This is a genomic window from Mesorhizobium sp. IMUNJ 23033 (genome assembly GCF_044778005.1).
Lineage (GTDB): Bacteria > Pseudomonadota > Alphaproteobacteria > Rhizobiales > Rhizobiaceae > Mesorhizobium > Mesorhizobium amorphae_A.
Window position 1 is genome coordinate 1 of record NZ_JBJACT010000052.1, and the last position, 21,687, is coordinate 21,687.

Consider the following 21,687-nt stretch of genomic DNA (forward strand, 5'->3'; position numbering starts at 1 on the left):
AACATGCCGTGGGCTGACGACCAGCTTCAAAAGATGGATCAGGCGCTGCTTGGCCTCGATTGGGTAGCGCTGGTTACATTCGTTGACGACAGAAAATTTCTCTCGTACGCCCTGAACGTCGCCTACGATAGCTTTCCATACCAGCTTCTAGCGCTGCCGTTGATCCTGGCTTCGGCTGGGCAAGTCTTGCGCTCATATCAAATGACCCTCATCTGGGCGGTCATCTGCTTCATTTCATGCGTTATCTCGATCTGGTACCCCGCTCTTGGGACCTACAGTATCTACAATGTCGATCCCAGCGACCTCGAAAATCTACAAGGGGCATGGGGCACCGTGTTTCTGCGGCAATTAAACGCCGTCCGGGACGAAGCGGATTTCGTTCTCGATTTGACAAAGGCCCAAGGGATCATGACCTTCCCCTCGGTCCATGCCGCCATCGCGGTTCTTTGTGCGTGGGCGGCGTGGGGCGTGAAATGGCTCCGCTACCCCATCTGTCTCCTCAACGTGCTGATGGCAACTTCCGCGGCCATCGTTGCCAACCACTATGTCGTGGATGTCATCGCCGGCATTGGTGTTGCGGGGTTCAGCATTTCGGCGGTGCTATTCTGCTTTGTCCCGGGCTCTTCAAAAGCTCACTCGCCTGCGCGAAGTCTCGAGAGTTTTGCCCATTTCGCCGATCGGGGAAACCACGGTTGATCCGCATCACGCCGGTCTCTGGAGCAATATAAGTGGCTGCGAGCCGACCGTATTGGTGTCGATGTGGCGGATGGCAGCGGCACCCTCGCCATGCACAATGAATCTAGGCTTTGGACGATCCAACACATCTCGACCTGCCACTACCCTGCAATTACACGAACATTGCCCCGGCGGAGAAGGGGGCGGAGGATATATGTCGGGCATATCTTCAGGGGAGCGCCTGACAAGAATTCGGAGGGGATGGAAGACAGCTTGATGGATTAAGAATACACTTTAGAACAGTAGGAGGAATTTGGGTAAATTGCCCGGTCGGATCCACGTTCATCAGCGGCGAGTTCTTGACATACGCCCACCGGCTCGGACCATCGGGCATACCGAGCGGGTCGGGCTGAAGATAGCGGCCGATGGACGGATCGTAGTGGCGATGCCAATTATAGGCGAGCCCGGTTTCCATCTGGAACCACTGACCTGGAAAACGTTGGTTTAGCGTCGCTGTGCCGCTGATGGTGCGCACCTCGCCGAAGGGCAGATAGCTCGCCTGCCAGACGACGTTGCGGTCTTGGTCGGTCATCATCACCGGCCGTTCGAGCTGGTCGGTGAGCACGTAGTAGAGCACCGGCGCCGTGCTGGCGTCGGCGATCATCGCCAGTGGCCGGCCCTCGACCGAAATGTATTCGGTGAGCAGCGCGCCGGAAGCGTCGTATTCGGCGATCACATTGCCGTCGAGATCGTGCACCATGTGCAGCGTGGCGGACGAGGCGCTGACGGTGCGCGACACCAGCCGCGACAGATAGTCGTAGATATATGTACCTGCCGTCATGCTGTTTGCAGTCGCACCCGCAAGCTGGCCCGCGGCATTGTAGGTGTAGGCCTTGGTGCTTTATGCCCGGTCGGCCCCAATCCAATCGGCAATCACGATCACGATCGATCTGGGATCAGTGGGGTAACACGGCGATGGATGTCCTTTGGTTCCTGCAAGAGCGGACAAAGTTCATCCGCCGCTATTACGAGACGGCAGGTGCGCCGTTTCGTGAAATCATCCGCAAGATCGAAGCAGAGGAAGCGCCCTATGAGCCGCCCTACAGTGAGGACGGGGAACCGCCGTTTCTAATCACAATCAAGCTCGAACTGGCACCTGAATCTCAAGACTCTAGTTCGAGCGCTCACGCGTACTCGGCAGAACAATGGCTGCATCCGGTTCCCAAACGATCGCCACGTCTTTCTGTTTATCCAAACCGTTAGGTCGGCCAGATGACGGCATAGAGACCTTGACTGCGCCGAAGTCCGTCTGCACGACATGGACGCATTGCGGTCCCAGAAATGCCGACCCGATGATCGTGCCGGGGATTGACGGCCGGACCTCCGGAGAGGACCTGTCGACCAATTGCAGCCGTTCGGGCCTCAGCACGAGGCTCGCCTCATCACCGGCTCGCAGTCGGCCGGAGTCATGGATGGGAAATCGATGCTGACCGATCTCGATGACGAACCGGTCCGCGGAAGGCGCTGCGACCGTGCCGTCGAGGAACGCCGCATGTCCAACAAACTCCGCCACGAACCGCGAGTTAGGCTGTTCGTAGATCTCACGGGGCGTGGCGACCTGCATCAGCCTTCCGTCCTTGAGCACAGCGACGCGGTCGGACATGGCCATCGCCTCCTCCTGGTCGTGCGTGACGTTGATAAACGTCGTCCCAAGGCGCTCGTGCAGGCTCTTGAGCTCGAACTGGAGCTCGCTGCGCAACTGCTTGTCGAGAGCAGAGAGCGGTTCGTCGAGGAGGACGATGCCGGGCTCGAACACGAAGGCCCGCGCTAACGCTACGCGCTGCTGTTGTCCGCCAGAAAGCTGACGCGGTTTCCTGTCGCCCGTTCCACGTAGCTTGACAAGGTCGAGTACGGTGTCGACGCGCCTTGCAATGTCGGACTTGGACACGCCGCGAAGCTTCAGCGGATAGGCCACGTTTTCGGCGACTGTCATGTGCGGGAAGAGCGCGTAGCCCTGGAAGACGACGCCAAGCGAGCGCCGCTCGGCGGGAACGCGTGTGATGTCCTGCCCATTCACGAGGACGCGTCCCTCCTCGCAATCAACGAAGCCGGCAACTGCCATCAGGAGCGTCGATTTCCCGGAGCCCGATGGACCTAGCAGGCTGATGAACTCGCCAGCTCGGATGTCAAGGGAAACGTCCTCCAGTGCGCGAAGCGCCCCAAAGCTCTTGCAGAGCGATTGGATCGCCACGGCATGGCCAGTGCGCCTCGAAACTGTCATGTCAATGGCTCCGCCGCACGGGGTCGGTCGATCTGAGGAAATGGGTGATCGCCAGCACCGAGATCGTCAGCAGAACGAGAAGGGCCGAGATGGCCGCAACGGAAGGATCAACGTTCTCGCGGATGCCGTCCCACATCTTGCGGGGTAATGTATAAACAACGCGATTGGCGACGAAGAGGGTCAAGACCAGCTCGTCCCACGACATGATGAAGGCGAAGAGTGCGCCGGCCGCTACGCCGCCCTTGATGTTGGGGAGGATTACGTCCGCCACTGTGCGTAACCGAGAAGCGCCGAGGCTTCGGGACGCCTGCTCTAGCCTAGGATCGAGAAGTGCGAGCGACGCGGAAACTGTCAGCGCTGAGTAGGGAGCCGCGACGATCGTATGGGCAAGGATCACGCCGATCCAGGTGTCGTAGAGCCCGATCGCCGTCCACATATGGTAGAGCGCGACGGCTGAGATGATCGGCGGCACGATCATCGGCGCCACGAGGATCGCGGTCAGCGCCATGGTCCACCGCGCCTTGACGCGCCATACGCCGATCGAGAAGGCTAAACCGATGACCGTCGAAAAAATTGCGGTCGAAACCGCGACGATCAGACTGTCGCGGATTCCGGTCAGCCATGTCGGTTCTGTCAACACATTGACGACGTGTCGTAGCGACAGGGCCGACAGGCTGTCCGGCATAACGACGAAGCGACTGTCGTTCAGCCCGATCGGGAACACGATCAGGGTAGGCGCGAGAAGGAAGACACCCATTAGCCAGCCTAGCGCGACCAGAGCCAGCCGGGCATGCCCTTTGAGGAACATCAGCCGACCTCCATCATACGCCGGAAGCCGATCAGCCTGGCGACGATTGCCACGAAGGCCAGCGTCGCCAGCAGGATACCGACCGACAGCGCGGCTGCCGCCGTCCACCGTAAGGTTACCAAGACGGAGAAGCTGATATATTCACTCAGCATCACGACGCGACCGCCGCCGACGATGGCGGGGGTCACGAAGAAGCCGAGGCATAGAACGAAAACGAGGAAGGCCGCGGCAACGAGCGAGGGCATGGTGAGAGGCAGATAGATGTCGCGCCAGATCCTGGCCTGCGAGGCGCCAAGGCTGCGCCCGGCCATGACGTGGCGCGAGTCGATTGCAGTCATGGCGCCGAGCAGCGGAAACGTTGCGAAGGGGACACAGAAGTGGACCATCGCGATCAGCACCCCGAGTTCGTTGCGCGCGAGTCTGAGAGGTTCGGAAATGACGCCCAGCGCGAGGAGCGTCTCGTTCGCCAGGCCGTTGTTACGCAGGAGAATTAGCCAGGCGAGGGCCCTCACCAGCGCCGACAGCCAGAAGGGAATAACGACCAGTGCGAGGAGGATCGACCGTGCGCCACCGTCGAGATGTATTATGGAAAGGGCCAGAACATAGCCGAGCGCCACGGAAATGACGGTGGTCAACACCGAAACACGGAAGGTGACCCACACGACGTTGCGCACCGCCGGCGACTGGAGCAAGTCCACATAGGCCGAGAATCCCGGTTCACCCGGGATTCCGAAGGACGCCAGGACGAGCCCCGCCATTGGCACGACATAGAGGAATGCGATGATCGCCGTGGCGACCCATGCAAATGACCAGTAGGGAGCATCGGCGGTTCGCACTCGTGTCAGCCCGGTTTTCAGTTCGCGATACCGTCGAACCAGGCAGCGGCGATGGTGTCGTAGTTCTTGGCGTACCAGGCCTCGTCGCGCGCGATCTGTTGTTCGAAGTTCGGTGCGAAACCGGGGTCGAGATGCTTCATCGCATCGGTTTCGAGCGCTTCGGCAGCCGGATTGCCAGGCCCCTGCGCCAGCTTCTCCAGCGCCACGATCTGGCGCTCAGGAATGAGCACGGAGGCGATGAAGCGCTGGGCGTCCTTTCCAGCCGGCGCTCCCTTGGGGATGACATAGGCACCAGGGCAGAACAGCCCCTGGCTCCACGTCCAGGTGACACGTCCGCCCGTGTCCTTTTCCAGGTTCGCCGCACGGGACGACCAGATGACGCCCATGACCACTTCCTCGTCGATGAACATCTGCTGGCTATCTGCGCCCGAATCCCAATAGACGATGTCGTTTCCGAGCGACTTGGCTTTCTCGAGGGCTATCTTCAGATGTTCTTCCGGAGCGATCGAGTAGATCTCCGAGGGTTTGACGCCCGCCGCGAGAAGACATGGTTCGGTGGCACCGCACTGATACTTCCACAGCGTGCGTTTGCCGGGATATTTGGCATCGTCGAAGAAATCGGTGAAGGTCGGTGGGGCATTGGGGAACTTCGTTTTGTCATAGGCAAGCACGTAGCTGTAGGAATAGGTGTGCACGCCGTACGGGAAGACAAAGCCCGGGCGGATCATCGACCGGTTGACGATCGAGTAATCTATCTCTTCCAGCACGCCGGCTTTTCCAAGCTGCTCGCTCGTGAACCCGTCGCCATCGCATACATCCCAGACGATGTTGCCGGAATCGACCATGGCCTTGATCTTGCCGGGCAAGGGAGACGCTCCGTCGACTCGCACCGCGATGCCGGTCTCCTTGGTGAAGGGGTCTCCGTAGGCCACCTTCGTTGCCTCCACCGCGTCTCCTCCGAAGTTGGCGATCGTGAGTTCCTTGGTCTGTGCCCAAGACCGCGAGACGAACGGCATTGCCAGCGCGGCGCCGGCGCCGAGCTTGAGGAAATTGCGGCGGCGCATTGCCGTCAGATCGCGCTTGTGCGCCTGCAGTGGACTGATGATCATGGTTAGTTCCCCTTGTTTTTGCTTGTCGTCAATTTAGTGGTCTTGTCCGGCCGAGAGTTCGAAGACATCGGCCTTCCCGCTGCACCATCCAGGAATATCCGGATCTGCCGGATGGCCTCGGTCCGCGCGCCTTCGAGGTCGACCTGACCGGTCAGGAAGCGCGACCATTGCTGGTTGCCGATAGCCAGCCCGAGTTCGGCGAGGTCCGAAGCGCTGATCGCATCTCCCAACGTTCCGCGTTCTTGCAGAATGCCGAAGAGACGCCGCATCTCATCGAAAAGTTCCGCGTCGAGCTCCGCCACGATGCCACCGAGGTTCGCCGTGGGCGCGGTGTAGCTCGCCGCATACGCTTCGCACCACAGTTCGCGTGAAAGGCCACGCATGGATTCAGTGAAGACGGCCGCGAAATACCGGTCGATTGCCTGCAGCGGGTTGTCTGGCGGGTTGAAGGCGATCGCAGCCACGACCGTCCGTGTCTCCCTGGAATGCTCGCGTAGGATCTCGAGCAGGAGCGCGGCCTTGTCTCCGAAGTAATTGTAGATGGTCGCGGGAGCGACTTCCGCGCGTGCGGCAATGGCCTCCACCTTTGCCTCGTTGAAGCCGACGGAGCGGAACTCCTCGCCCGCAGCGGCGAGGATGGCGCTGATGCGCTTTTCTTTTTGCTTGACCCGGAGCGTACTCATAGAGTTAACTCTAAAAAAGAATGGCCACTATTGCAAGAGCGAATTTTAACAACAAGGCGCGCGGAGAAAAGCATGAAGGTTATGGTTATCGGAGCCGGGATCGCCGGACTGGCGGCGGCTTGGCGTCTACGGGAGCGGGGCGTCGAGGTCGTCGTCGTTGAGCGCGAGGCGGAAGTCGGTGGCCGCTGCCGCACGCATTTCTGGCAGGATGGGTGGCGCGTACGGGGGGCATTTGCATTCGTTGGTTCGGAGCAGAATCTCATCGAGCAGAGCAAGGCGCTCGGCATCTACAAGCCGGAAGCTTTGGCCAATCTGACCGAGGCGCATGAGCAGTATCTGCTCCATCGGGACAAGGGTATCGTACGGCAGCCGTCCTTTTCCCCTGCGGACATCTTGAAAAGCCCGCTCCTGTCGCTCGGCGAGAAGGCGGCGCTCGCGCGGATGTTGCCTTCGGTCGGCAAGCAGATGGGGCGCAACGATCCGCGCGACCTGACATCCGCGGCGAGCCTCGACACAGAAAGCGCCTATGACTACATGAATCGGCTCTCCCCGAACTTCGCCAACTATATTCTCGAGCCCACGATGCAGATGTTCTGCGGCTATGAGAAGGACGACTATTCGGTCGCGTGGCTGATGTGGCTGATGGCTGGCTTCCCGTGGAGCGGGAACTGGTGGTCGTTCAAGGAACGCGGCGTAGGCATGCTGACCTATGCCATGGGTCAGCATTTCGCGAAGGACCCGGGATGTGAAATTCATCTCGGCACGGAAGTCCTGGAGGTCGTCCAGACTGACGACGGGATGCGGACGACCGTCCTGAAGAATGGACAGCAGTCGGTCATGCAGGCGGATGCCGTCGTCTTCGCCGTTCCGGCGCCGTTGGTGCCGAAGATGATGCCGACGTTGGAGACGGCGCGCCGCGAGTTCCTCGCTAGTGTTGGCTATGTCGGCCATCACATCATTCACTACCTCTTCAGGTCCAAGGCTCGGGATCTGCCACCTTCGCTGCTGCTGCCGACCAGGGATGGTTTCACGCGCGTTTCCAACCTGCATTTTTGGGAACGCGGCGAGGATCTCTTCCTCGCCAGCGGAGAACTCAAGGGAGCCTTCTGCGCAGAAACGCTTGGACAGGACGAGGATGTCATCCTCGATCTTGCATGGAAGGACTACGCCGCGGCTACCCCGGCGGTCGCGGATGGTGAGTTCGTTGACCGGCATCTCCAGCGCAACGATCTGGCGATCTGCCGCCGTGAGACTGGCTTCGTCAAACGGCTGGCCGATTTCCGCAGCATGCCGGATCTGCCCAGCATCGCTTTTGCGGGTGACTACATGATCAACAGCACCGTCGGCCAAGCGCATTGGTCGGGCCTAGAGGCCGCAGATCGTATCGTCGATGGGCTTCAGCCCTAGCCTGACGACGCGGGCCTGACTGCGGAGGACGCGACGTGGAGGCAGCCGTTATGCGCGTCTCGGGTCGGACAATACGCGACGGTCGAACGGCGAAGCGTCGCGAGAATATGTGGAAAGTGGAACGTACCGGGAGGAGATTGTCACCATGTGGTCGCCAGTGATGTCCACACTCGCTGCGGAAGCGGCGCGGCGGTTCGGCGATGCAATCGCCGTGGCTGTGCCCGGCGCGGAAAGCCTTAGCTTTTGTGAGATTGACGCCCGTGTAGGCCGCTTCGCAGGCGGATTGTCGCAACTGGGTATTTCGGCCGGCGATCGCGTTGTCCTTCATCTCGCCAATGGCTGGGAATGGATCGTCGCCTATCACGCCCTCGCGCGTCTCGGCGCAGTGGTCGTACCTGCCAACATCATGCTGACGGGCGACGAGGTCGGATACATGGCGAATGATTCCGGTGCGAAGGCGCTGATCGCGCCGCTCGACCGGGCTGCGAAAATCTCCCGCCCGTCCGGCGCGCAGGCCATCACGCCCGGCGGAGGGGAGATTGATTTCGCCGACGTGCTGAAGGGCGGTTACAGGGATCCTGCCCCGTGCGAGCCTGCGGATCTGTTCACTATTGGCTATACCTCGGGCACAACCGGCCGTCCCAAGGGTGCGATGCTGAGCCATGGCAACGTCTTCGCCAGCATGGCGCTGACGGCGACCATCCATGTCCGCCACCGCAGCGACGTGGTGCTATCGGCACTGCCGTTGCCGCATGTCTACGGCAACATCGTGATGAACGCCGCGTTCCAGAGCGGGATGCGCCTCGTAGTCCTGCCGCGCTTCGACGCCGGCGAGGTCATGCGCCTGATCGCCGAAGAACAGGTCACGCTTTTCGAGGGCGTGCCCACCATGTACTACCAGATGCTCGCCCACCCAGACATCGCCACGGCCGATCTGTCGAGCCTGACCCGGTGTACCGTGGGCGGGCAGACCATGCCGACGGCGAAGATGGAGGCGGTGGTCCGCCGCTTCGATTGTCCCTTGCTGGAACTGTGGGGCATGACAGAGGTGGCGGGTCCTGCGACCAGTCATTCGCCGTTCTGGCCGCCGCGGGCCGGTTCGATCGGCCTACCTTTCCCTGGCGTCGAAGCGCGCATCGCCGATCTCGATCAGCCGAAGCGGAATGCGCCGCGGGGCGAGCCGGGCGAACTGATGGTCCGCGGTCCGCTGGTTATGCGGGGCTACTGGAACAACGAGGCCGCGACGGCACAAACCATCGACGCAGACGGCTGGCTCGCCACTGGTGACATCGCCCATATGGACGAGGACGGCTACATCTTCGTCGTCGACCGCAAGAAGGACATGATCATAACCGCCGGCTACAACGTCTACCCGGCCGAGTTGGAACAGGTCGTCGCCATGCATCCGGCGGTCTCCATGGTCGCTGTGGCTGGCGTGCCGGATGAGGAGAAGGGCGAGATCGCAAAAGCGTTCGTCGTGCTGCACGCCGGCGCTAAGCTCAGCGAGGGGGACCTCCTGGAGCACTGCCGGAAGTACATTGCCGCCTACAAAGCTCCACGCCTTGTCGCCTTCGTTCCGGATCTGCCGAAAACCAGCACCGGCAAGATCCTGCGCCGCAGCCTTAGGGAGCAATCCCACAACTAATCTGGCCAAACGGCCTGATGGAGGAGAAGAAAGACCATGAGCATCGACTTTTTCAGTAACTACACCATGACGATCAACGGCCAGGCTGCCACGTCGCTGGCCAGCTTCCAAGCTTTCAACCCGGCGACCGAGCAGGTTCTCGCCACAGTTCCCGAAGCGACGCGCGAGCAACTCGACGAAGCCGTCGATGCGGCCGCCGCCGCCTTTCCGGAATGGAGCGCCCGCCCTGTCGAAGATCGTCAGGCGCTGGTTGCGCGCGTGGGCGGCCAGCCACCGCCAGGCCGACTTCGACCGCTTCGAGCGCGTCATCCGCGACATTCCCGAGATCGTCGCCTGCTGGTCGGTGGGCGGCGGCGTCGATTATGTGCTGGCGCGCGACATTGACGCCTACCAGCGACTGGTCGACGGCTTGCTCGACCGCGAGATCGGCATCGACCGTTACTTCACCTACATCGTCATCAAGACGGTGAAGGACGAGATTGCGCTGCCCATAGCCGACCTGTTGCCGGCGGCGCCGTAGGGCCGGAGAGATCGTCCGCCGACGCTACACAATAGAGAGAGTCTCTCTACGGGCGGGCATCCAAACAGCCTTTCTGTCTGCATAGGGCGGATAGTCTTCCCGCATCAGTCCGAACCAAGAGGCCTCGACCATGTCCGCGCATTTCGCCCGCTCGCATCGCCATGAAGCGCTCGATCGCCTCGCCGACCGCCGGCTGCTGCGCGAGCTCGCCTATATGGGGTCGGAACAAGAGCAGTGCGAAATCGTACGCTAAGGGAGAACGGATCACGAACTCTAGTATAGTGCGGCTGGGCAGCATCCGATCCCTGTGGATTGCCATCGCAGGGGCACCAGTTTTGATTTCTTCGCCCGTCCGACTCGACGACGCTCCCTGCAGATTAGTCGTGGATGGAGTTGGGCGATGGGTAAACGGAGGCTTCTCAAGGTTCAGGATCGACAGAGACTTTTCGATATACCAACCGATGAGGACGGCCTCATCCGACACTATTCGTTGTCGTCGGCTGACAGGCTTGAGACTGGACTTCGCAGACGTGAACACAATCAGCTCGGATTTGCCGTTCAGCTCTGCCTGATGCGATATCCAGGCAGGGTGTTGGCGACCGATGAAACTCCGCCTCGCGCAATGCTAAAGTACGTTGCCGAGCAGATTGGCGCCGACGCTGGAAAGTTTGCGCTCTATGCACGCCGCGAAGAAACGCGTCGCGATCACATTGCTCGCTTGATGGTTTATCTGGCCGCGCGGAGCGCGACGGGGCAAGACCGTAGAGCTGCGCTGTTGGCTGCAATTCAGGCGGCCATGATGTCCGACGACGGTGGCGCGATCGCGAGTGCCACTGTCGCCATGTTTCGTGAACGCGGATCTCTTCTGCCAGCTATCGATACGATCGAACGGATCGGTCTTGCCGCCCGCGCCATTGCCCGTCGGCGAGCAGAGAGAGCGCTGATCGAAGAAATATCGGTCGATACGCTTCGATCATTGGATAAGCTGTTGGAGGTTGACCCGGCCATCGCTCAGACGCGCTTTCATTGGCTGCGATCAGCGCCGGATGCGCCAGATGCGTCAAACCTGGTCGGGCTGACCGAACGGATTGCCTTCCTGCGCAAGCTAGATATCGATTCGAAATTGCAGATGCGCATATCGTCTGGACGGTGGGGTCAGATGATCCGTGAGAGCAACGCCACACCGGCATGGCTGGCCAACGACTTCAATGCCAGCCGTCGACACGCGCTGATCGTGGCGCAGAGTCGGCTGTTCTCGCAAGCCAATAACCGCAAGAAGCAGCGCCACATGGACTGTAGGCCGGATACCGCCAAAGCGCTACGTATGTTACTGGACACGATCACAGCCCTGCAGTCCGCGAACGATTATGGCCGGAACGCGTTGGAAGTTATCGATCAGGAAGTTGGATGGCACCGGTTGCTTCGGATGAAGCCTGAGCTTGAGTCGATGGTCGAGGACAACGAGGCGTCGCCATTAACCTTAGCGGCCGAGCAATATGCGACCGTCAACAAATATGCCGGCGCGTTCCTGCAGGCGTTCACGTTCCGCTCAGCGCGCCGCCACGATCCCCTTCTTGCGGCGATTTCGCTGCTGAAACGGCTCTATGCCGAGAAGCGGCGGAGCCTTCCGGATCGCGTCCCGGTCACCCACCTCAGCCTAGCTGATCGACGGCTAATCCTCGGGCAGGACAAGCCCGATCGCCGTCTCTATGAGATTGCAACGCTCGCGGCTTTGCGAGACCGCCTTAGATCCGCGGACATTTGGGTCGACGGCAGCCGATCTTTCCGACCGATCGACGAGCACCTGATGCCGCGGTCAACGTTCACAATCTTGAAAGATGAAGGTCGCCTCGGACTTGGTGTCCAAGAGGACGGTGCGGCGTGGCTTACCGAAGCGCGGCAGATGCTCGACTTCAACCTGAAGCGCCTGGCGCACAGAGCACGGTCCGGGAAGCTCGAAGGTGTTCGCCTCGAAGGTGGAACGCTTATCGTCACGCCAGCAGTTGGCGAAGTTCCCGCAGCAGCCGAGGACCTGAATGCCGAGATTAGCGAGCTCTATCCGTTGATCGAGGTGCCAGATCTCTTGAGGGAGGTGCATGAATGGACCGGCTTTGCGGATTGCTTCACCCATGTTCGCACGGGGGACACTCCGAGGAATGTCTCGGCCATGCTGGCTGGCGTACTGGCCGATGCAACCAACCTTGGTCCGAAACGGATTGCCAGCGCGTCCAAAGGCATCAGCGCTCACCAGATCAGTTGGATGCGCACGTTCCACGCTCGGTCGGAGACCTACCGCGCAGCCCAGGCCTGCGTGACGGACGCACATACCCGCCATCCGCATTCTCGCCTTTGGGGCAGTGGCACGACGTCATCATCTGATGGCCAATTCTTCCGAGCAAGCGACCGAGCCGCAAAGCGCGGAGATATCAATCTACATTACGGCAGTGAGCCCGGATCGAAGTTCTACAGCCATCTGTCAGACCAGTACGACTACTTCAGCATCTTGCCCATCAGCCCGACCGAAAGCGAGGCTGCCTTTGCGCTCGACGGACTATTCGATCAGGACACGATCCTCGACATCCAGGAGCACTTCACCGACACCGGGTGGCGCGATTGCGCGATCTCAAAGACCGGAAGTTCCACACATTCGAGAAGGGCGATGCATATCCGGCGCTGTCCAACCACATCGGAGCCCCAATCAACACCACCCTGATCCTCGAGCACTGGGATGATCTGCTTCATCTGGCGGCGTCCATCACGACGCGATCCGTGGTGCCGTCCACGATCCTGAAGAAGCTGTCCGCATCACCGAAGGAAAGCCAGCTCGCAAGGGCGCTACGGGAACTTGGCCGGATCGAGCGATCGCTGTTCATGATCGAATGGTACTCAAGTCCAGCGCTACGCCGGCGTTGCCAGGCCGGCCTCAACAAGGGTGAGGCGGCACATAAGCTGAAGCGCGCCGTCTTCTTCCACGAGCGCGGTGAGATCCGGGACCGATCGTTCGAAAGCCAGGCCTTCCGCGCCTCCGGCCTCAACCTCGTCGTCAGTGCGATCGTACACTGGAACACGGTCTATATCGAACGGGCCGTCACCCACTTACGCAACGTGCGTCGCGAGATTTCGGATCATCTGCTCAAGCATATCTCGCCGCTGAGCTGGGAGCACATCAATCTGACAGGCATCTACACCTGGGGTAGCGAGCAGCATCTGCCAGAAGGTTTCCGGTCGCTTCGCCTTCGGGCTTGCCTAGAGTTCCCGCTTCGTTCGCCCTTAACGTAGGCGATTATCTGGTTGACAAACCCAAACTGATTACGTAGGGTAAGGACATAGGAGATTTTCCATGTCCGTTCTGTCCCGCCCCGAATTCCATGACGAAGCCAAGGCTTTCGAGCATGTCGAATCCATACTGTGGCCGAACGGTCCGGTTTGCCCGAAGTGCGGTAGTGTTGATCGCCACTACAAGCTGGTAGGCGTCCGTTCTAAGCCGTCTAAGAAGAACCCGAACGGCATCGAGCGTCACGGCCTGTATAAGTGCAGCGCCTGCCGTTCGCAGTTCACCGTCCGCATGGGATCCATTTTCGAGGAAAGCCATTTGCCGCTGACCAAGTGGCTGCAGGCTATCCACCTTATGTGCGCCTCTAAGAAGGGTATCAGCGCCCATCAGATGCACCGCATACTCGAATGCACCTATGAGGCCGCTTGGTTCCTGTGCCATCGCATTCGCGAAGCCATGCGCTCTGGTGACTTCACGCCCATGGGCGGCGCTGGCAAGTTCGTGGAAGTGGACGAGACCTACATCGGCCGTCTGGCTGGCGTTCCGGTTACTCAGGGTGCGCAGCACAAGAACATGGTCCTTACGCTTGTCGAGCGCGGCGGCATCGCCCGTTCGTTCCATATCGACACCGCCACGGTTGCCCGCGTCCTGCCTATCGTGAACGCCAACATTCACAAGGAAAGCGTCTTCCTGTCGGACGAAGCCCGCGTCTACCAGAACATCGGTCCCGAGTTCGCGGCGCACGGCAAGGTCAATCATGGCGATGGCGAATACGGTCGCGGCATCGTCCACACCAACACCGTGGAAGGCTTCTATTCGATCTTCAAGCGCGGCATGAAGGGCGTCTATCAGCATTGCGCCGAACACCATCTGCACCGCTATCTGGCCGAGTTCGATTTCCGCTACAGCAATCGTATCGCGCTTGGCGTCGATGACGGCACCCGCGCTTTCATCGCGTTGAAGGGTGCCGCCGGCAAGCGCCTCACCTATCGCAGACCTGCTTGACGAAAAGCGGACGCATTTCCGAAAGCCGGTGCAGCTAGAGCTTCCGCTCTGGCGCTATAGGCAACCCTCCAGCCCCGGCGAACAGATCAAAGGGATTCACAAACGAAAGCGGCGATGATATGCTCACCGCCGCTTCCAGTTTCGACTTGGTGGCCCACTTTGAGGCTCCGTGACCCGGCCGGTTACGGGGCCTCTTCGTTTATCCCGCGCCGTGTCCGTGAGCCGTGACAGCGGCAAGAGCGACTCTTATTTTCATAACCCGTCTCCTTTCCCGAGCGCTACCGCCCGATAAAGCCAATATGGGCAGAAAGCCGCGATTCGGTCAAGGGTCTCTGAACTGGCGAAAAGAACTGGCATTGAACGGTGAACTGAACTCGGCTATATGTCTCTCACAATTGGAGAATCGCATATGGCCGACGATGCTTCCACGCGCTTTCCATTTATCAGCCTGGAAAAGGCTTTAGCGAAGGCACAGCAGCTTTTTGATGGTGACCGCACAGGCAAACCGATGCCCGTAGTGACCGCTTTTGAGCTATGGGGTTACAGCCCAAAAAGCAGCGGCGGATTTCAAACCACAGGCGCTCTCAAGCAATACGGACTGCTAGAAGATGAAGGCTCGAATGCTGACCGCAAGCTCAAGCTGACTGGGGCGGCTCGGCGCTATTTCCTTGACGAGCGAGACGAAATTCGCGCCGGCATGATCGCTGACTTTGCATTGCACCCACCGCTTTTCCGGTGGCTCTGGAAAAAAGACCGTTGGAGCGAAGGCATTCCGGCCGATACCGTCGCGCGAAGCCACCTGAAGGTAGAGCGGAATCTCAATGACCAGTCGGCTCGCTCGCTTCTGACCATCTTCAAAGAAAACGTGCAATTTGCAGGCCTGAAGCCTAGCGCAAATCAGGACACCCCTTTAGAATCGCCCGCACAAACGGAGCCTGCACACAAGGCTCCCGTTGAAACGGAGCCCAGTCAGATGACTTCGACAGCAGCAAGCCCCATGGAAACCTTGTACTCGCAGGCGATGCCGGCGGCCTCAGTGGCACGGGAAGGTGCGGCTATTGACGCTCGGATTGTCGGCGATCGTGTTATCATCAACGCGAACGTAGATCTGAAAGGCCTGCGCAAACTGCGGCGTCAAATCGCCATGTTCGAACAGATGCTATCTATGGATGACGAGGACGATGACGTCGAAACAATCGAAGACGGTCAAAAACGGCTCATCGGCTAGCCAGATCGAAAAATTCCGAGAGGCGGCGCGCGAACTGAAAACCGATCAGTCCGACGCCGCTTTCGAAGCCGTGGTGAACAAGATCGCCCATGCGCCGAAGCTGACCCAGGAACAGATAAAGGAACTGGTGCGCCGCAAGAGGGAAGAGGCGAAGCGCTAGTCAGGCGTTTCTGTAGACGTAAAGAATGGTTGGGGTGCCTAACGGCCCGTCCATCTGACCCCACTCAAAGCTCACGCCAGCATCCCGAAATGCGTCGGCCATCATCGCAGCGTTCTGTGGGTGGGCGTCCTGTGAGTCGATCACTAGTCGTAGCTTAGTCAGGTGAGGGTCCTCGTCAATTGAGGTTCCCGAATGGTCGGTCCATCCTAACCGCCGCAAGACATCCGCGAAATCTTCTGCATACTCTCGGCATTCATCGTTCCCGGCGGCGAACCGTACCGCCACATCGTTCGGGCGGAAGTTGCGGCTCTTAAGGGAGTCAGCCAAGACGTTTTTCTGTGCCGGAGAAAGCCGCCGTGGCTTTGCAAGGCGCGCGGCGCGAGGCCACTGAAGATAGATGTTGACGGCCAACAGCCCAGCCAGGAAGGCCGCAATTGCTATGAGGGACAACTGAGCCCATGAGTGGCTCATAAGCCAAGCAGCCCACGCGTTCGGCCCGAAGCCAAGCAGGATGAGTACGGCAATGACCAACCCGGCGAGCAACTTGCCAAGGAAGCTGCCAGCCAACGATTTGAGGAAATGACCCATTCGCGAGTCATAACAGAACCGCCGGATTCGACAATGGGTTTGTCAACCAGATAATCGCCTTAACGTACGATTTCGCACTGCTCTTGTTTCGACCCCAACGATCATAGATGATAATATCTATAGTTTTTATAGAAATATTGGCCGGTTCATTCCCGTTTGGGAAACTCATTGTCAACTTCTGAGCCATTGGTGGAATTGTCGTCCCGCTGGCGCGCTTTCAATGTTCCCGGGGGTTGTCCGGACGACGACCCTGCCGACGCGTGATTCACGGATGCGGGACAGGAATGCCGTAGAGTTCGGCGAAGGCGGCAATGATGGCATCGGAACCCGACACGAATGTCCGCCCGTTGGCCACTTTTGGGGCCTGTTCGGTCTGCTGGCTGCCGGCAAGGACGAGAACGGGCAGCGCCTGGTTTTCAGCACCGATCAGATCGACCAACCTCCTTGCGCGGCCGTGGGAAATCCACCCAGTTGACCTCGATCCTGTCCAGCAGTGTTGGAAAGGACGCCAGGACACCTTCGACAAGGGCGCAATGCCGGCAGAGGAAACGTTGCTGCGGATAGGCTGCGTCCTCGAAATCGGGCTTCAACAGAAACAGCTTGGCTTTTTCGGGATGCGGTCAAGCGGGTGATCCTCGAGCTGACGGTGTGGATTAAGCGAAGCGGGATTCTAGCTGTCACAAGGGGCCAGGCCGAAGGCAAAAATCCTCCGATTGGAAAGCCATTGGAAACCGTCTTCCATTTCCGCAACGGCTGCCCGTATTTCGTTCCAGGGCGGAGGTCGGCGAGCCTAAAATGTCCTGAGCTGGCAAAGTAGGAATATCGCTCCTGCTTGGCTCTTGCCAATCGCTCGATTCGACAGCACGGGAGATTGCAGGTTGGGACTGGCGAGCTGCAACGCATTGAAGTGTTGTCGAGGGTTATAGAGCGGCGGATGACGGGCATTGCCGCCGCAAGCGTGCAAGGACGGCTCCTTCGCCGAGTGGAAACTGGCAGCGGAGGATGGCGAGGCTCTGAAGTCCCATGTTCGCCTATGCGTCCGCAAGGTCGCGATACGCCGCGTCGGCACGCGAATCTTTACCTGATGCACTGCGATTCCAGATGTGATGCAGACGGCGAGACCATTGGGAATTAGTCCTTGCGTCTTGGAAACGGCATACCGGCACTGTGCACTGTCGCTCCACCGTCTACGGGAATGATCGCGCCGGAAACGTAGGAGGCCTCGCGCGAGGCAAGGAAGGCGATGAGATTGCCGACTTCCTGTGCGCTCGCCATGCGCTGCTGCGGAAGCTGAAGCTGCTGATCCTTGCCGAAGCCCTCGATCACGCCCGCCATCATGTTCGTGTCCGTGGGACCAGGGCAGACGCAGTTAACCCGGATGCCGAAGCGGCTATAATCGACCGACCACGATCGGGTCAGTGCGACCAGAGCTCCCTTCGACGCAGTATAAGCACCGGCCAGGGGCATGGCCCGTAATGCTGCCACGCTGGACAATAGAACGATCGCGCCGTCCGCGCGCATATGCGGTCGGAACGCTCGCACTGTGAGCATCACGCCAGTCAGATTGATCGCGATCGTGCGATCCCACGCGTCGACGGATAGTTGTTCGGCGCGATTGTCATCCGGACGCAAATTGATGCCGGCGCAAGGCACCAGCGCATCGATGGGGCCTGGCGCAGGCAGCGAGTTCGGCTTCCGACGTCACGTCGCAGACATGGCTGACAACGGCTGGATCGTCGCTGGCGCGGCGATCTAGCACATGCACCTTCCAGCCGCGCTCGAGCAGGATACCGGCCGTGGCCCCTCCGATCCCCTGGGCACCTCCGGTGATGACGGCAATTTGCTCGCTCGACGGCATGGTGACTCACTTGGCGGTTAGAGTGCGGTCCCGCGGTCGAGACGGAAAACGGGAAGCTTGGCGCCACCCTCGACCTCCTCGAAGTCGACCGTGACGCGGTCGCCGCAACGCGAGTTCTCCGCGTTCGGACCAACGATGTTGCCCATCAGCTGCACGCCCTCCTCCAGCCTGATGATGGCCAGCACATAAGGCAGCCGGTCGGAAAACCCCGTCGGCGAGCCGGCAACCTGAACGGTGACGGATTAGATCTCTCCCTTCCCCGTCGAGGCACGCCAGCTGAGATCGTCGCCAAGGCAATGCGGGCAGACACGCTTCGGATACATGATCGGCTTGTCGCAGCCGCGGCATTCCTGGACCACGAAGCGGCGTTCGGCCGGCCAGCCAGTAGCCAGCGGACCAGGGCTCGACTTGGGGGGCGGGCGGGCGGGTGTGTTCATCAGTGTTCCCCAGACAAAATGGTGACGTGCGAATCCATCCAGGTCCCGCCGGAGGCGGTCTCGGCGGCATTGACGAGATTTTCGACCTGGCGCGGCCCGGCCTTGCCCATCAGTTGGCGGAAGGCCTCGACAAGAACGGCAACGCCACCGCCGACGCCGGTATGGCCTTGCGACAGCATCCCGCCATTGGTCGTCATCGGCATCGAGCCGCCGGGCGACGTTTCGCCGGCGGCGACGAAGGTGCCCGCCCGCTCGCCACCGCAAAGCTTGAGCCCGTCAAGGGCGATCAGCGCGAAGACCGGATAGGCATCGTAGAGTTCGGCGATCTGGATGTCTCTCGGTCCAATGCCAGCCTGTTTGTAGGCCCGGGCGGCGGCCTGGGGATAGCCGAGCTTCGCCAGGTCGGTGTCCTACGACAAGGCGTAATGCGTCACCAGCGAGGAATGACCCCTGACATAGACGTTCCCGACCGCAACGAAGTTGCATCTGGGGCGTGACATTGGCGCGGGTTTGGGCAGCGCCGGAACGGCTTGCCCGGTCTAATAGTACTTATGTGTGCTGAATCCGCTCATATGCCGTTTATACAGCTCTACCTGGTGTGCCGTCAGTATCGGCGCCGGAATGAACCATTTTCGAAAAATCACTATATAGCATAGCGTCGAAGGCATGGGCTGGGGCATGAACCCGGAGCACCTCGTCCGCCAACATCTGCAGACGGAACGCTAGTCGAATTGATCCCCCCATATGCCGCTCGACGTCTCACTTTTCTGGGAGGTTAGCAGTAGAGCGGTTCGCCACTCTCACCGACGTTGTAATCGCAGCCGCCAAGCAGCATCTCGTCGGTTGAACCAGTGTCCCGACTTTACCAAAAGGACGGGCACAGCGCAGGCAGCTTCGAGGAAGGAACGCTAAGTTGCTCCTGATCTTAGTATGATATCCCACACACCTATTTGCTTTTCTTCGACAGGTACTGCGCCGAGGTCAAATAGTAATTCCGGGCCGTGGCATTGATCTGGCGTTCGCCCAGTTCGGTCAGCGCCCGGGCCTTGAGTTCCTTTGCCGCCCCGTGTTCAGGGTCGAGGGCCAGCACATAATCGACTAGTTCGGCCGCCCACTGGAACTCCTTGGCCTCGACCGCTTCATTGGCTCGATCGAGCATCTTCGCTGGTCCACCGGCTAGCTTGAGCATCTTGCGGGCGCGCTCGGTAGGAGGCAGCGGGTATAAACTGGTCGCGTTGCCATCGAACCATCCCACATAGTCGGCGTAGATACCACGTACGGCCCAAGCCACGCTGCCATAGTATTCCTGAAGGTAGGGGCTGTTTGCGAGTTCGGTAGGAAGCTTTACCTCCTGGACAAGTTCGTCCGGCGTCTTGCCCTGCTTGATGCCTGCGAGGGCCTGGTCGAGGACGGTCTTGATCCCGTCCCGGTAGTCTGTGAGTGCCTTACGCACCTTGTCCTTCCCGAGGATTGGACGCATATGCCCCTGCACCATGTAGGTGGCCTCCAAGGTAAGCATCTTGTCGAGGCTGGCGATCCACTTCTCCGGCGACCTCAGTTTAAGGCCGCGGATCGGTGAGAGATTCGGGTAGGATTTCAAGAAACCGTCGCCTGGAATGAGCACGCCCTTTGCCGCCAGCCAGATAGCCGTGTTCTCGGGAGATTCGCCCGGCGTATGGATAAGCTGCATCTCGGCGCCCGCCACCTCAATTGTCAAGCTCTCGCCGCTGAAGGTGCGCGTCGGAGGCAGGTAGCCTTCCCGCGTGTGCGGCGTCACCCGACCGTATTCGAGTTGGGTGCCGGCATTGATGAACAGTTCGTCGGGCAGCTTTGTGCCAAATGCATCGCCGCCGTCGCGCTGGCCTCTGCCGAGCTCTGGACCGGCTTCCACCAGCGTCTGGTGACTATAGATTTCGGGGTTGTCATTTCCGGAAAACACATTCGCGCCGCCGGAATGGTCGGGGTGATTGTGCGTGTAGAGAATTGCTCGCACGGGCCGCACCAGGCGATCCCCGAATGCACCTATGATGGCCTTCGCGTCGACAGGGTTTGCGGACGTATCGACAATGATCGAGCCATTGTCGCCCTGGATAAGCGTGACATTGCTCGCCGAATAGCCGACGGCCGCAAAGACGCCGTCGGTGATTTGAATGACTTCCTTCCGGAACTCGGCGGAACTCGCGCGGAGTTGCTCACGGCCGGCAAAATCGTCTGCGTAGGCGGGCGCCGATTGATCTAGAGCCGATCCAACCACCATAGCTAATCCTCGCACCTCCACCATAAATACTCCGCCGCTGACCATGATGGCGACATGGTTCGACACGGCGGTCGCCACGCCGATGTTCTGCTCGATGACCAGTACCGCCATCTCGCCTTCGGCGGCAAGGTTGACCAGCATCTGCTCGATCCGGTCGACGATGATCGGCGCCGGGCCCTCGGTCGGCTCGTCCATGACCAGTCAGCTTCGGGTCGCTAAGCAGCGCGCGCGAAATCGCCAGCAACTGCTGTTCGCCACCCGACAGCTGCGAGCCGCCATTGGTGCGGCGTTCCGCCAGGCGCGGAAAGGTCTGGTAGACGCGCTCGACGGTCCAGCTGGGCATCGCGCCGATTGCCGGCGGCAAGCCGCAGATGCTCGTCGACCGTCAGGCTCGGCGAGACGCGGCGCCCTTGCGGGACGTAGCCGACGCCGAGACGGTGGATCTCGTGTGGCTCGAGTGCTGATATCTCGCGGCCATCGACGCGGATCGAGCCGGAGCGTGCTCGCTTCAAGCCGACGATGGTGTTGCAGAGCGTCGACTTGCCCATGCCGTTGCGGCCGACCACCGAAAGCACGCCGCTCTCCAGCGTCAGCGAAACGCCCTGCAGGGCATGGCTTTCGTCGTAGACGACCTGCAGGTCGTCTATCCTGAGGATGGCCTTGGTCGGTTTACCGGAAGAGGCTGGGCGCTTAGCCATGCTTGCCCCCGAGATAGTTTTCCTGGACCTCGGATCGGCTTCGATCTCTTGCGGCGACCCTTCCTTGAACAGGCGGCCATTGTGCATCATCGAGACATATTCCGACATACGCAGCGCGACATCCAGATCGTGCTCGATGATGATGTAGCCGATATGCTTCGGCGGCGCGTTGAGGATCGCGACGAGGTCGCGGCGCTCGGTCGGCGAAAGGCCGGCCG

Annotated in this window: 22 protein-coding genes and 5 pseudogenes; 10 read left to right on the forward strand and 17 right to left on the reverse strand. The window is 60.3% G+C overall.

Going from position 1 to position 21,687, the window contains the following annotated elements:
* On the forward strand, positions 1-696 hold a 696-nt coding region (locus tag ACFX5Q_RS32970; RefSeq protein WP_404284518.1), incomplete at its 5' end, for a phosphatase PAP2 family protein.
* A 208-nt stretch (positions 697-904) separates the two neighbouring features.
* Here ACFX5Q_RS32970 and ACFX5Q_RS32975 read toward each other — a convergent pair.
* The 7 genes and pseudogenes from ACFX5Q_RS32975 to ACFX5Q_RS33005 all read right to left on the reverse strand — a co-directional run bounded on the left by ACFX5Q_RS32975 (position 905) and on the right by ACFX5Q_RS33005 (position 6,392).
* On the reverse strand, positions 905-1,435 hold the full coding sequence (locus ACFX5Q_RS32975) for an RHS repeat domain-containing protein (RefSeq protein WP_404284558.1): 531 nt from the start codon (positions 1,433-1,435) through the stop codon (positions 905-907).
* 21 nt (positions 1,436-1,456) lie between these two features.
* Positions 1,457-1,546, reverse strand: a pseudogene (locus ACFX5Q_RS32980) (hypothetical protein); the annotation flags it as partial.
* 300 nt (positions 1,547-1,846) lie between these two features.
* Positions 1,847-2,956 carry an ABC transporter ATP-binding protein gene (locus tag ACFX5Q_RS32985; RefSeq protein ID WP_404284520.1) on the reverse strand — a complete coding sequence of 370 codons (1,110 nt, stop codon included), beginning with the start codon at positions 2,954-2,956 and terminating at the stop codon, positions 1,847-1,849.
* Between the two features lies 1 nt (position 2,957).
* Positions 2,958-3,764, reverse strand: a complete 807-nt coding sequence (locus ACFX5Q_RS32990) for an ABC transporter permease (protein ID WP_404284522.1) — start codon at positions 3,762-3,764, stop codon at positions 2,958-2,960.
* Positions 3,764-4,600, reverse strand: a complete 837-nt coding sequence (locus tag ACFX5Q_RS32995) for an ABC transporter permease (protein WP_404284524.1) — start codon at positions 4,598-4,600, stop codon at positions 3,764-3,766. The genes ACFX5Q_RS32990 and ACFX5Q_RS32995 overlap by 1 nt, the downstream gene beginning before the upstream one ends.
* 17 nt (positions 4,601-4,617) lie before the next feature.
* The gene (locus ACFX5Q_RS33000) at positions 4,618-5,709 is read right to left on the reverse strand and encodes an ABC transporter substrate-binding protein (protein ID WP_404284526.1); all 1,092 of its coding nucleotides are present in this window, start codon (positions 5,707-5,709) and stop codon (positions 4,618-4,620) included.
* 2 nt (positions 5,710-5,711) lie between these two features.
* Entirely contained in the window at positions 5,712-6,392 is a 681-nt protein-coding gene (locus ACFX5Q_RS33005; protein ID WP_404284528.1) for a TetR/AcrR family transcriptional regulator, read from the reverse strand.
* Positions 6,393-6,464: 72 nt separating this feature from the next.
* Between ACFX5Q_RS33005 and ACFX5Q_RS33010 the strand changes: the two genes are divergently transcribed.
* The 9 genes and pseudogenes from ACFX5Q_RS33010 (at position 6,465) to ACFX5Q_RS33050 (ending at position 15,631) form a co-directional block, all read left to right on the forward strand.
* Entirely contained in the window at positions 6,465-7,799 is a 1,335-nt protein-coding gene (locus ACFX5Q_RS33010) for an FAD-dependent oxidoreductase (RefSeq protein ID WP_404284530.1), read from the forward strand.
* A gap of 145 nt (positions 7,800-7,944) precedes the next feature.
* On the forward strand, positions 7,945-9,444 hold the full coding sequence (locus ACFX5Q_RS33015; RefSeq protein WP_404284531.1) for an AMP-binding protein: 1,500 nt from the start codon (positions 7,945-7,947) through the stop codon (positions 9,442-9,444).
* A gap of 66 nt (positions 9,445-9,510) precedes the next feature.
* Positions 9,511-9,828 (forward strand): aldehyde dehydrogenase family protein, encoded by a 318-nt coding sequence (locus ACFX5Q_RS33020; protein ID WP_404284560.1) that lies wholly within the window; start codon positions 9,511-9,513, stop codon positions 9,826-9,828.
* A pseudogene (locus tag ACFX5Q_RS33025) lies at positions 9,713-9,964 on the forward strand (Lrp/AsnC ligand binding domain-containing protein); the annotation flags it as partial. The gene ACFX5Q_RS33020 and the pseudogene ACFX5Q_RS33025, both read left to right, overlap by 116 nt.
* A gap of 130 nt (positions 9,965-10,094) precedes the next feature.
* Positions 10,095-10,217 carry a hypothetical protein gene (locus ACFX5Q_RS33030; RefSeq protein ID WP_404284568.1) on the forward strand — a complete coding sequence of 41 codons (123 nt, stop codon included), beginning with the start codon at positions 10,095-10,097 and terminating at the stop codon, positions 10,215-10,217.
* 147 nt (positions 10,218-10,364) lie between these two features.
* Positions 10,365-13,243 (forward strand): annotated as a pseudogene (locus tag ACFX5Q_RS33035) (Tn3 family transposase).
* Between the two features lie 61 nt (positions 13,244-13,304).
* A complete protein-coding gene (locus ACFX5Q_RS33040) occupies positions 13,305-14,243 on the forward strand; it encodes an IS1595 family transposase (RefSeq protein ID WP_404284533.1) in 939 nt (312 codons plus the stop codon).
* A 409-nt stretch (positions 14,244-14,652) separates the two neighbouring features.
* Entirely contained in the window at positions 14,653-15,471 is an 819-nt protein-coding gene (locus ACFX5Q_RS33045; RefSeq protein WP_404284535.1) for a hypothetical protein, read from the forward strand.
* On the forward strand, positions 15,425-15,631 hold the full coding sequence (locus tag ACFX5Q_RS33050; protein ID WP_404284537.1) for a hypothetical protein: 207 nt from the start codon (positions 15,425-15,427) through the stop codon (positions 15,629-15,631). The genes ACFX5Q_RS33045 and ACFX5Q_RS33050 overlap by 47 nt, the downstream gene beginning before the upstream one ends.
* On the opposite strand, the gene ACFX5Q_RS33055 is transcribed toward ACFX5Q_RS33050, so the two are convergent.
* The 10 genes and pseudogenes from ACFX5Q_RS33055 to ACFX5Q_RS33100 all read right to left on the reverse strand — a co-directional run.
* Positions 15,632-16,219: a hypothetical protein gene (locus tag ACFX5Q_RS33055; protein ID WP_404284539.1), complete on the reverse strand. Its 588-nt coding sequence runs from the start codon at positions 16,217-16,219 to the stop codon at positions 15,632-15,634.
* Between the two features lie 265 nt (positions 16,220-16,484).
* Positions 16,485-16,658: a DUF3088 family protein gene (locus ACFX5Q_RS33060; protein ID WP_404284541.1), complete on the reverse strand. Its 174-nt coding sequence runs from the start codon at positions 16,656-16,658 to the stop codon at positions 16,485-16,487.
* Entirely contained in the window at positions 16,636-16,809 is a 174-nt protein-coding gene (locus tag ACFX5Q_RS33065; protein WP_404284542.1) for a DUF3088 family protein, read from the reverse strand. The genes ACFX5Q_RS33060 and ACFX5Q_RS33065 overlap by 23 nt, the downstream gene beginning before the upstream one ends.
* Positions 16,810-17,350: 541 nt before the next feature.
* On the reverse strand, positions 17,351-17,902 hold the full coding sequence (locus tag ACFX5Q_RS33070; protein ID WP_404284562.1) for an SDR family NAD(P)-dependent oxidoreductase: 552 nt from the start codon (positions 17,900-17,902) through the stop codon (positions 17,351-17,353).
* The gene (locus ACFX5Q_RS33075) at positions 17,838-18,077 is read right to left on the reverse strand and encodes an SDR family NAD(P)-dependent oxidoreductase (RefSeq protein ID WP_404284544.1); all 240 of its coding nucleotides are present in this window, start codon (positions 18,075-18,077) and stop codon (positions 17,838-17,840) included. Before ACFX5Q_RS33075 ends, ACFX5Q_RS33070 begins: the two co-directional genes overlap by 65 nt.
* 17 nt (positions 18,078-18,094) lie before the next feature.
* Positions 18,095-18,292 (reverse strand): annotated as a pseudogene (locus ACFX5Q_RS33080) (Zn-ribbon domain-containing OB-fold protein); the annotation flags it as partial.
* Between the two features lie 27 nt (positions 18,293-18,319).
* Entirely contained in the window at positions 18,320-18,514 is a 195-nt protein-coding gene (locus ACFX5Q_RS33085) for a Zn-ribbon domain-containing OB-fold protein (protein WP_404284546.1), read from the reverse strand.
* On the reverse strand, positions 18,514-18,915 hold the full coding sequence (locus tag ACFX5Q_RS33090) for a thiolase C-terminal domain-containing protein (protein ID WP_404284564.1): 402 nt from the start codon (positions 18,913-18,915) through the stop codon (positions 18,514-18,516). Before ACFX5Q_RS33090 ends, ACFX5Q_RS33085 begins: the two co-directional genes overlap by 1 nt.
* A gap of 545 nt (positions 18,916-19,460) precedes the next feature.
* Positions 19,461-20,816 carry an alkyl sulfatase dimerization domain-containing protein gene (locus tag ACFX5Q_RS33095; RefSeq protein WP_404284566.1) on the reverse strand — a complete coding sequence of 452 codons (1,356 nt, stop codon included), beginning with the start codon at positions 20,814-20,816 and terminating at the stop codon, positions 19,461-19,463.
* A pseudogene (locus ACFX5Q_RS33100) lies at positions 20,799-21,469 on the reverse strand (ABC transporter ATP-binding protein); the annotation flags it as partial. The gene ACFX5Q_RS33095 and the pseudogene ACFX5Q_RS33100, both read right to left, overlap by 18 nt.
* Between the last annotated feature and the right edge of the window lie 218 nt (positions 21,470-21,687).

Excerpts from the sequence above, each read along its gene's own strand:
- ACFX5Q_RS33040 (WP_404284533.1), top strand. The coding sequence starts at position 13,305 with ATGTCCGTTCTGTCCCGCCCCGAATTCCATGACGAAGCCAAGGCTTTC.
- ACFX5Q_RS32985 (WP_404284520.1), bottom strand. The coding sequence starts at position 2,956 with ATGACAGTTTCGAGGCGCACTGGCCATGCCGTGGCGATCCAATCGCTC.
- ACFX5Q_RS33020 (WP_404284560.1), top strand. The coding sequence starts at position 9,511 with ATGACGATCAACGGCCAGGCTGCCACGTCGCTGGCCAGCTTCCAAGCT.
- ACFX5Q_RS32975 (WP_404284558.1), bottom strand. The coding sequence starts at position 1,435 with ATGGTGCACGATCTCGACGGCAATGTGATCGCCGAATACGACGCTTCC.
- ACFX5Q_RS33045 (WP_404284535.1), top strand. The coding sequence starts at position 14,653 with ATGGCCGACGATGCTTCCACGCGCTTTCCATTTATCAGCCTGGAAAAG.
- ACFX5Q_RS33015 (WP_404284531.1), top strand. The coding sequence starts at position 7,945 with ATGTGGTCGCCAGTGATGTCCACACTCGCTGCGGAAGCGGCGCGGCGG.
- ACFX5Q_RS33010 (WP_404284530.1), top strand. The coding sequence starts at position 6,465 with ATGAAGGTTATGGTTATCGGAGCCGGGATCGCCGGACTGGCGGCGGCT.
- ACFX5Q_RS32990 (WP_404284522.1), bottom strand. The coding sequence starts at position 3,764 with ATGTTCCTCAAAGGGCATGCCCGGCTGGCTCTGGTCGCGCTAGGCTGG.
- ACFX5Q_RS33000 (WP_404284526.1), bottom strand. The coding sequence starts at position 5,709 with ATGATCATCAGTCCACTGCAGGCGCACAAGCGCGATCTGACGGCAATG.
- ACFX5Q_RS33005 (WP_404284528.1), bottom strand. The coding sequence starts at position 6,392 with ATGAGTACGCTCCGGGTCAAGCAAAAAGAAAAGCGCATCAGCGCCATC.
- ACFX5Q_RS33095 (WP_404284566.1), bottom strand. The coding sequence starts at position 20,816 with ATGGTCAGCGGCGGAGTATTTATGGTGGAGGTGCGAGGATTAGCTATG.
- ACFX5Q_RS33050 (WP_404284537.1), top strand. The coding sequence starts at position 15,425 with ATGACGTCGAAACAATCGAAGACGGTCAAAAACGGCTCATCGGCTAGC.
- ACFX5Q_RS33075 (WP_404284544.1), bottom strand. The coding sequence starts at position 18,077 with ATGCCGTCGAGCGAGCAAATTGCCGTCATCACCGGAGGTGCCCAGGGG.
- ACFX5Q_RS33055 (WP_404284539.1), bottom strand. The coding sequence starts at position 16,219 with ATGGGTCATTTCCTCAAATCGTTGGCTGGCAGCTTCCTTGGCAAGTTG.
- ACFX5Q_RS33085 (WP_404284546.1), bottom strand. The coding sequence starts at position 18,514 with ATGAACACACCCGCCCGCCCGCCCCCCAAGTCGAGCCCTGGTCCGCTG.
- ACFX5Q_RS33030 (WP_404284568.1), top strand. The coding sequence starts at position 10,095 with ATGTCCGCGCATTTCGCCCGCTCGCATCGCCATGAAGCGCTCGATCGC.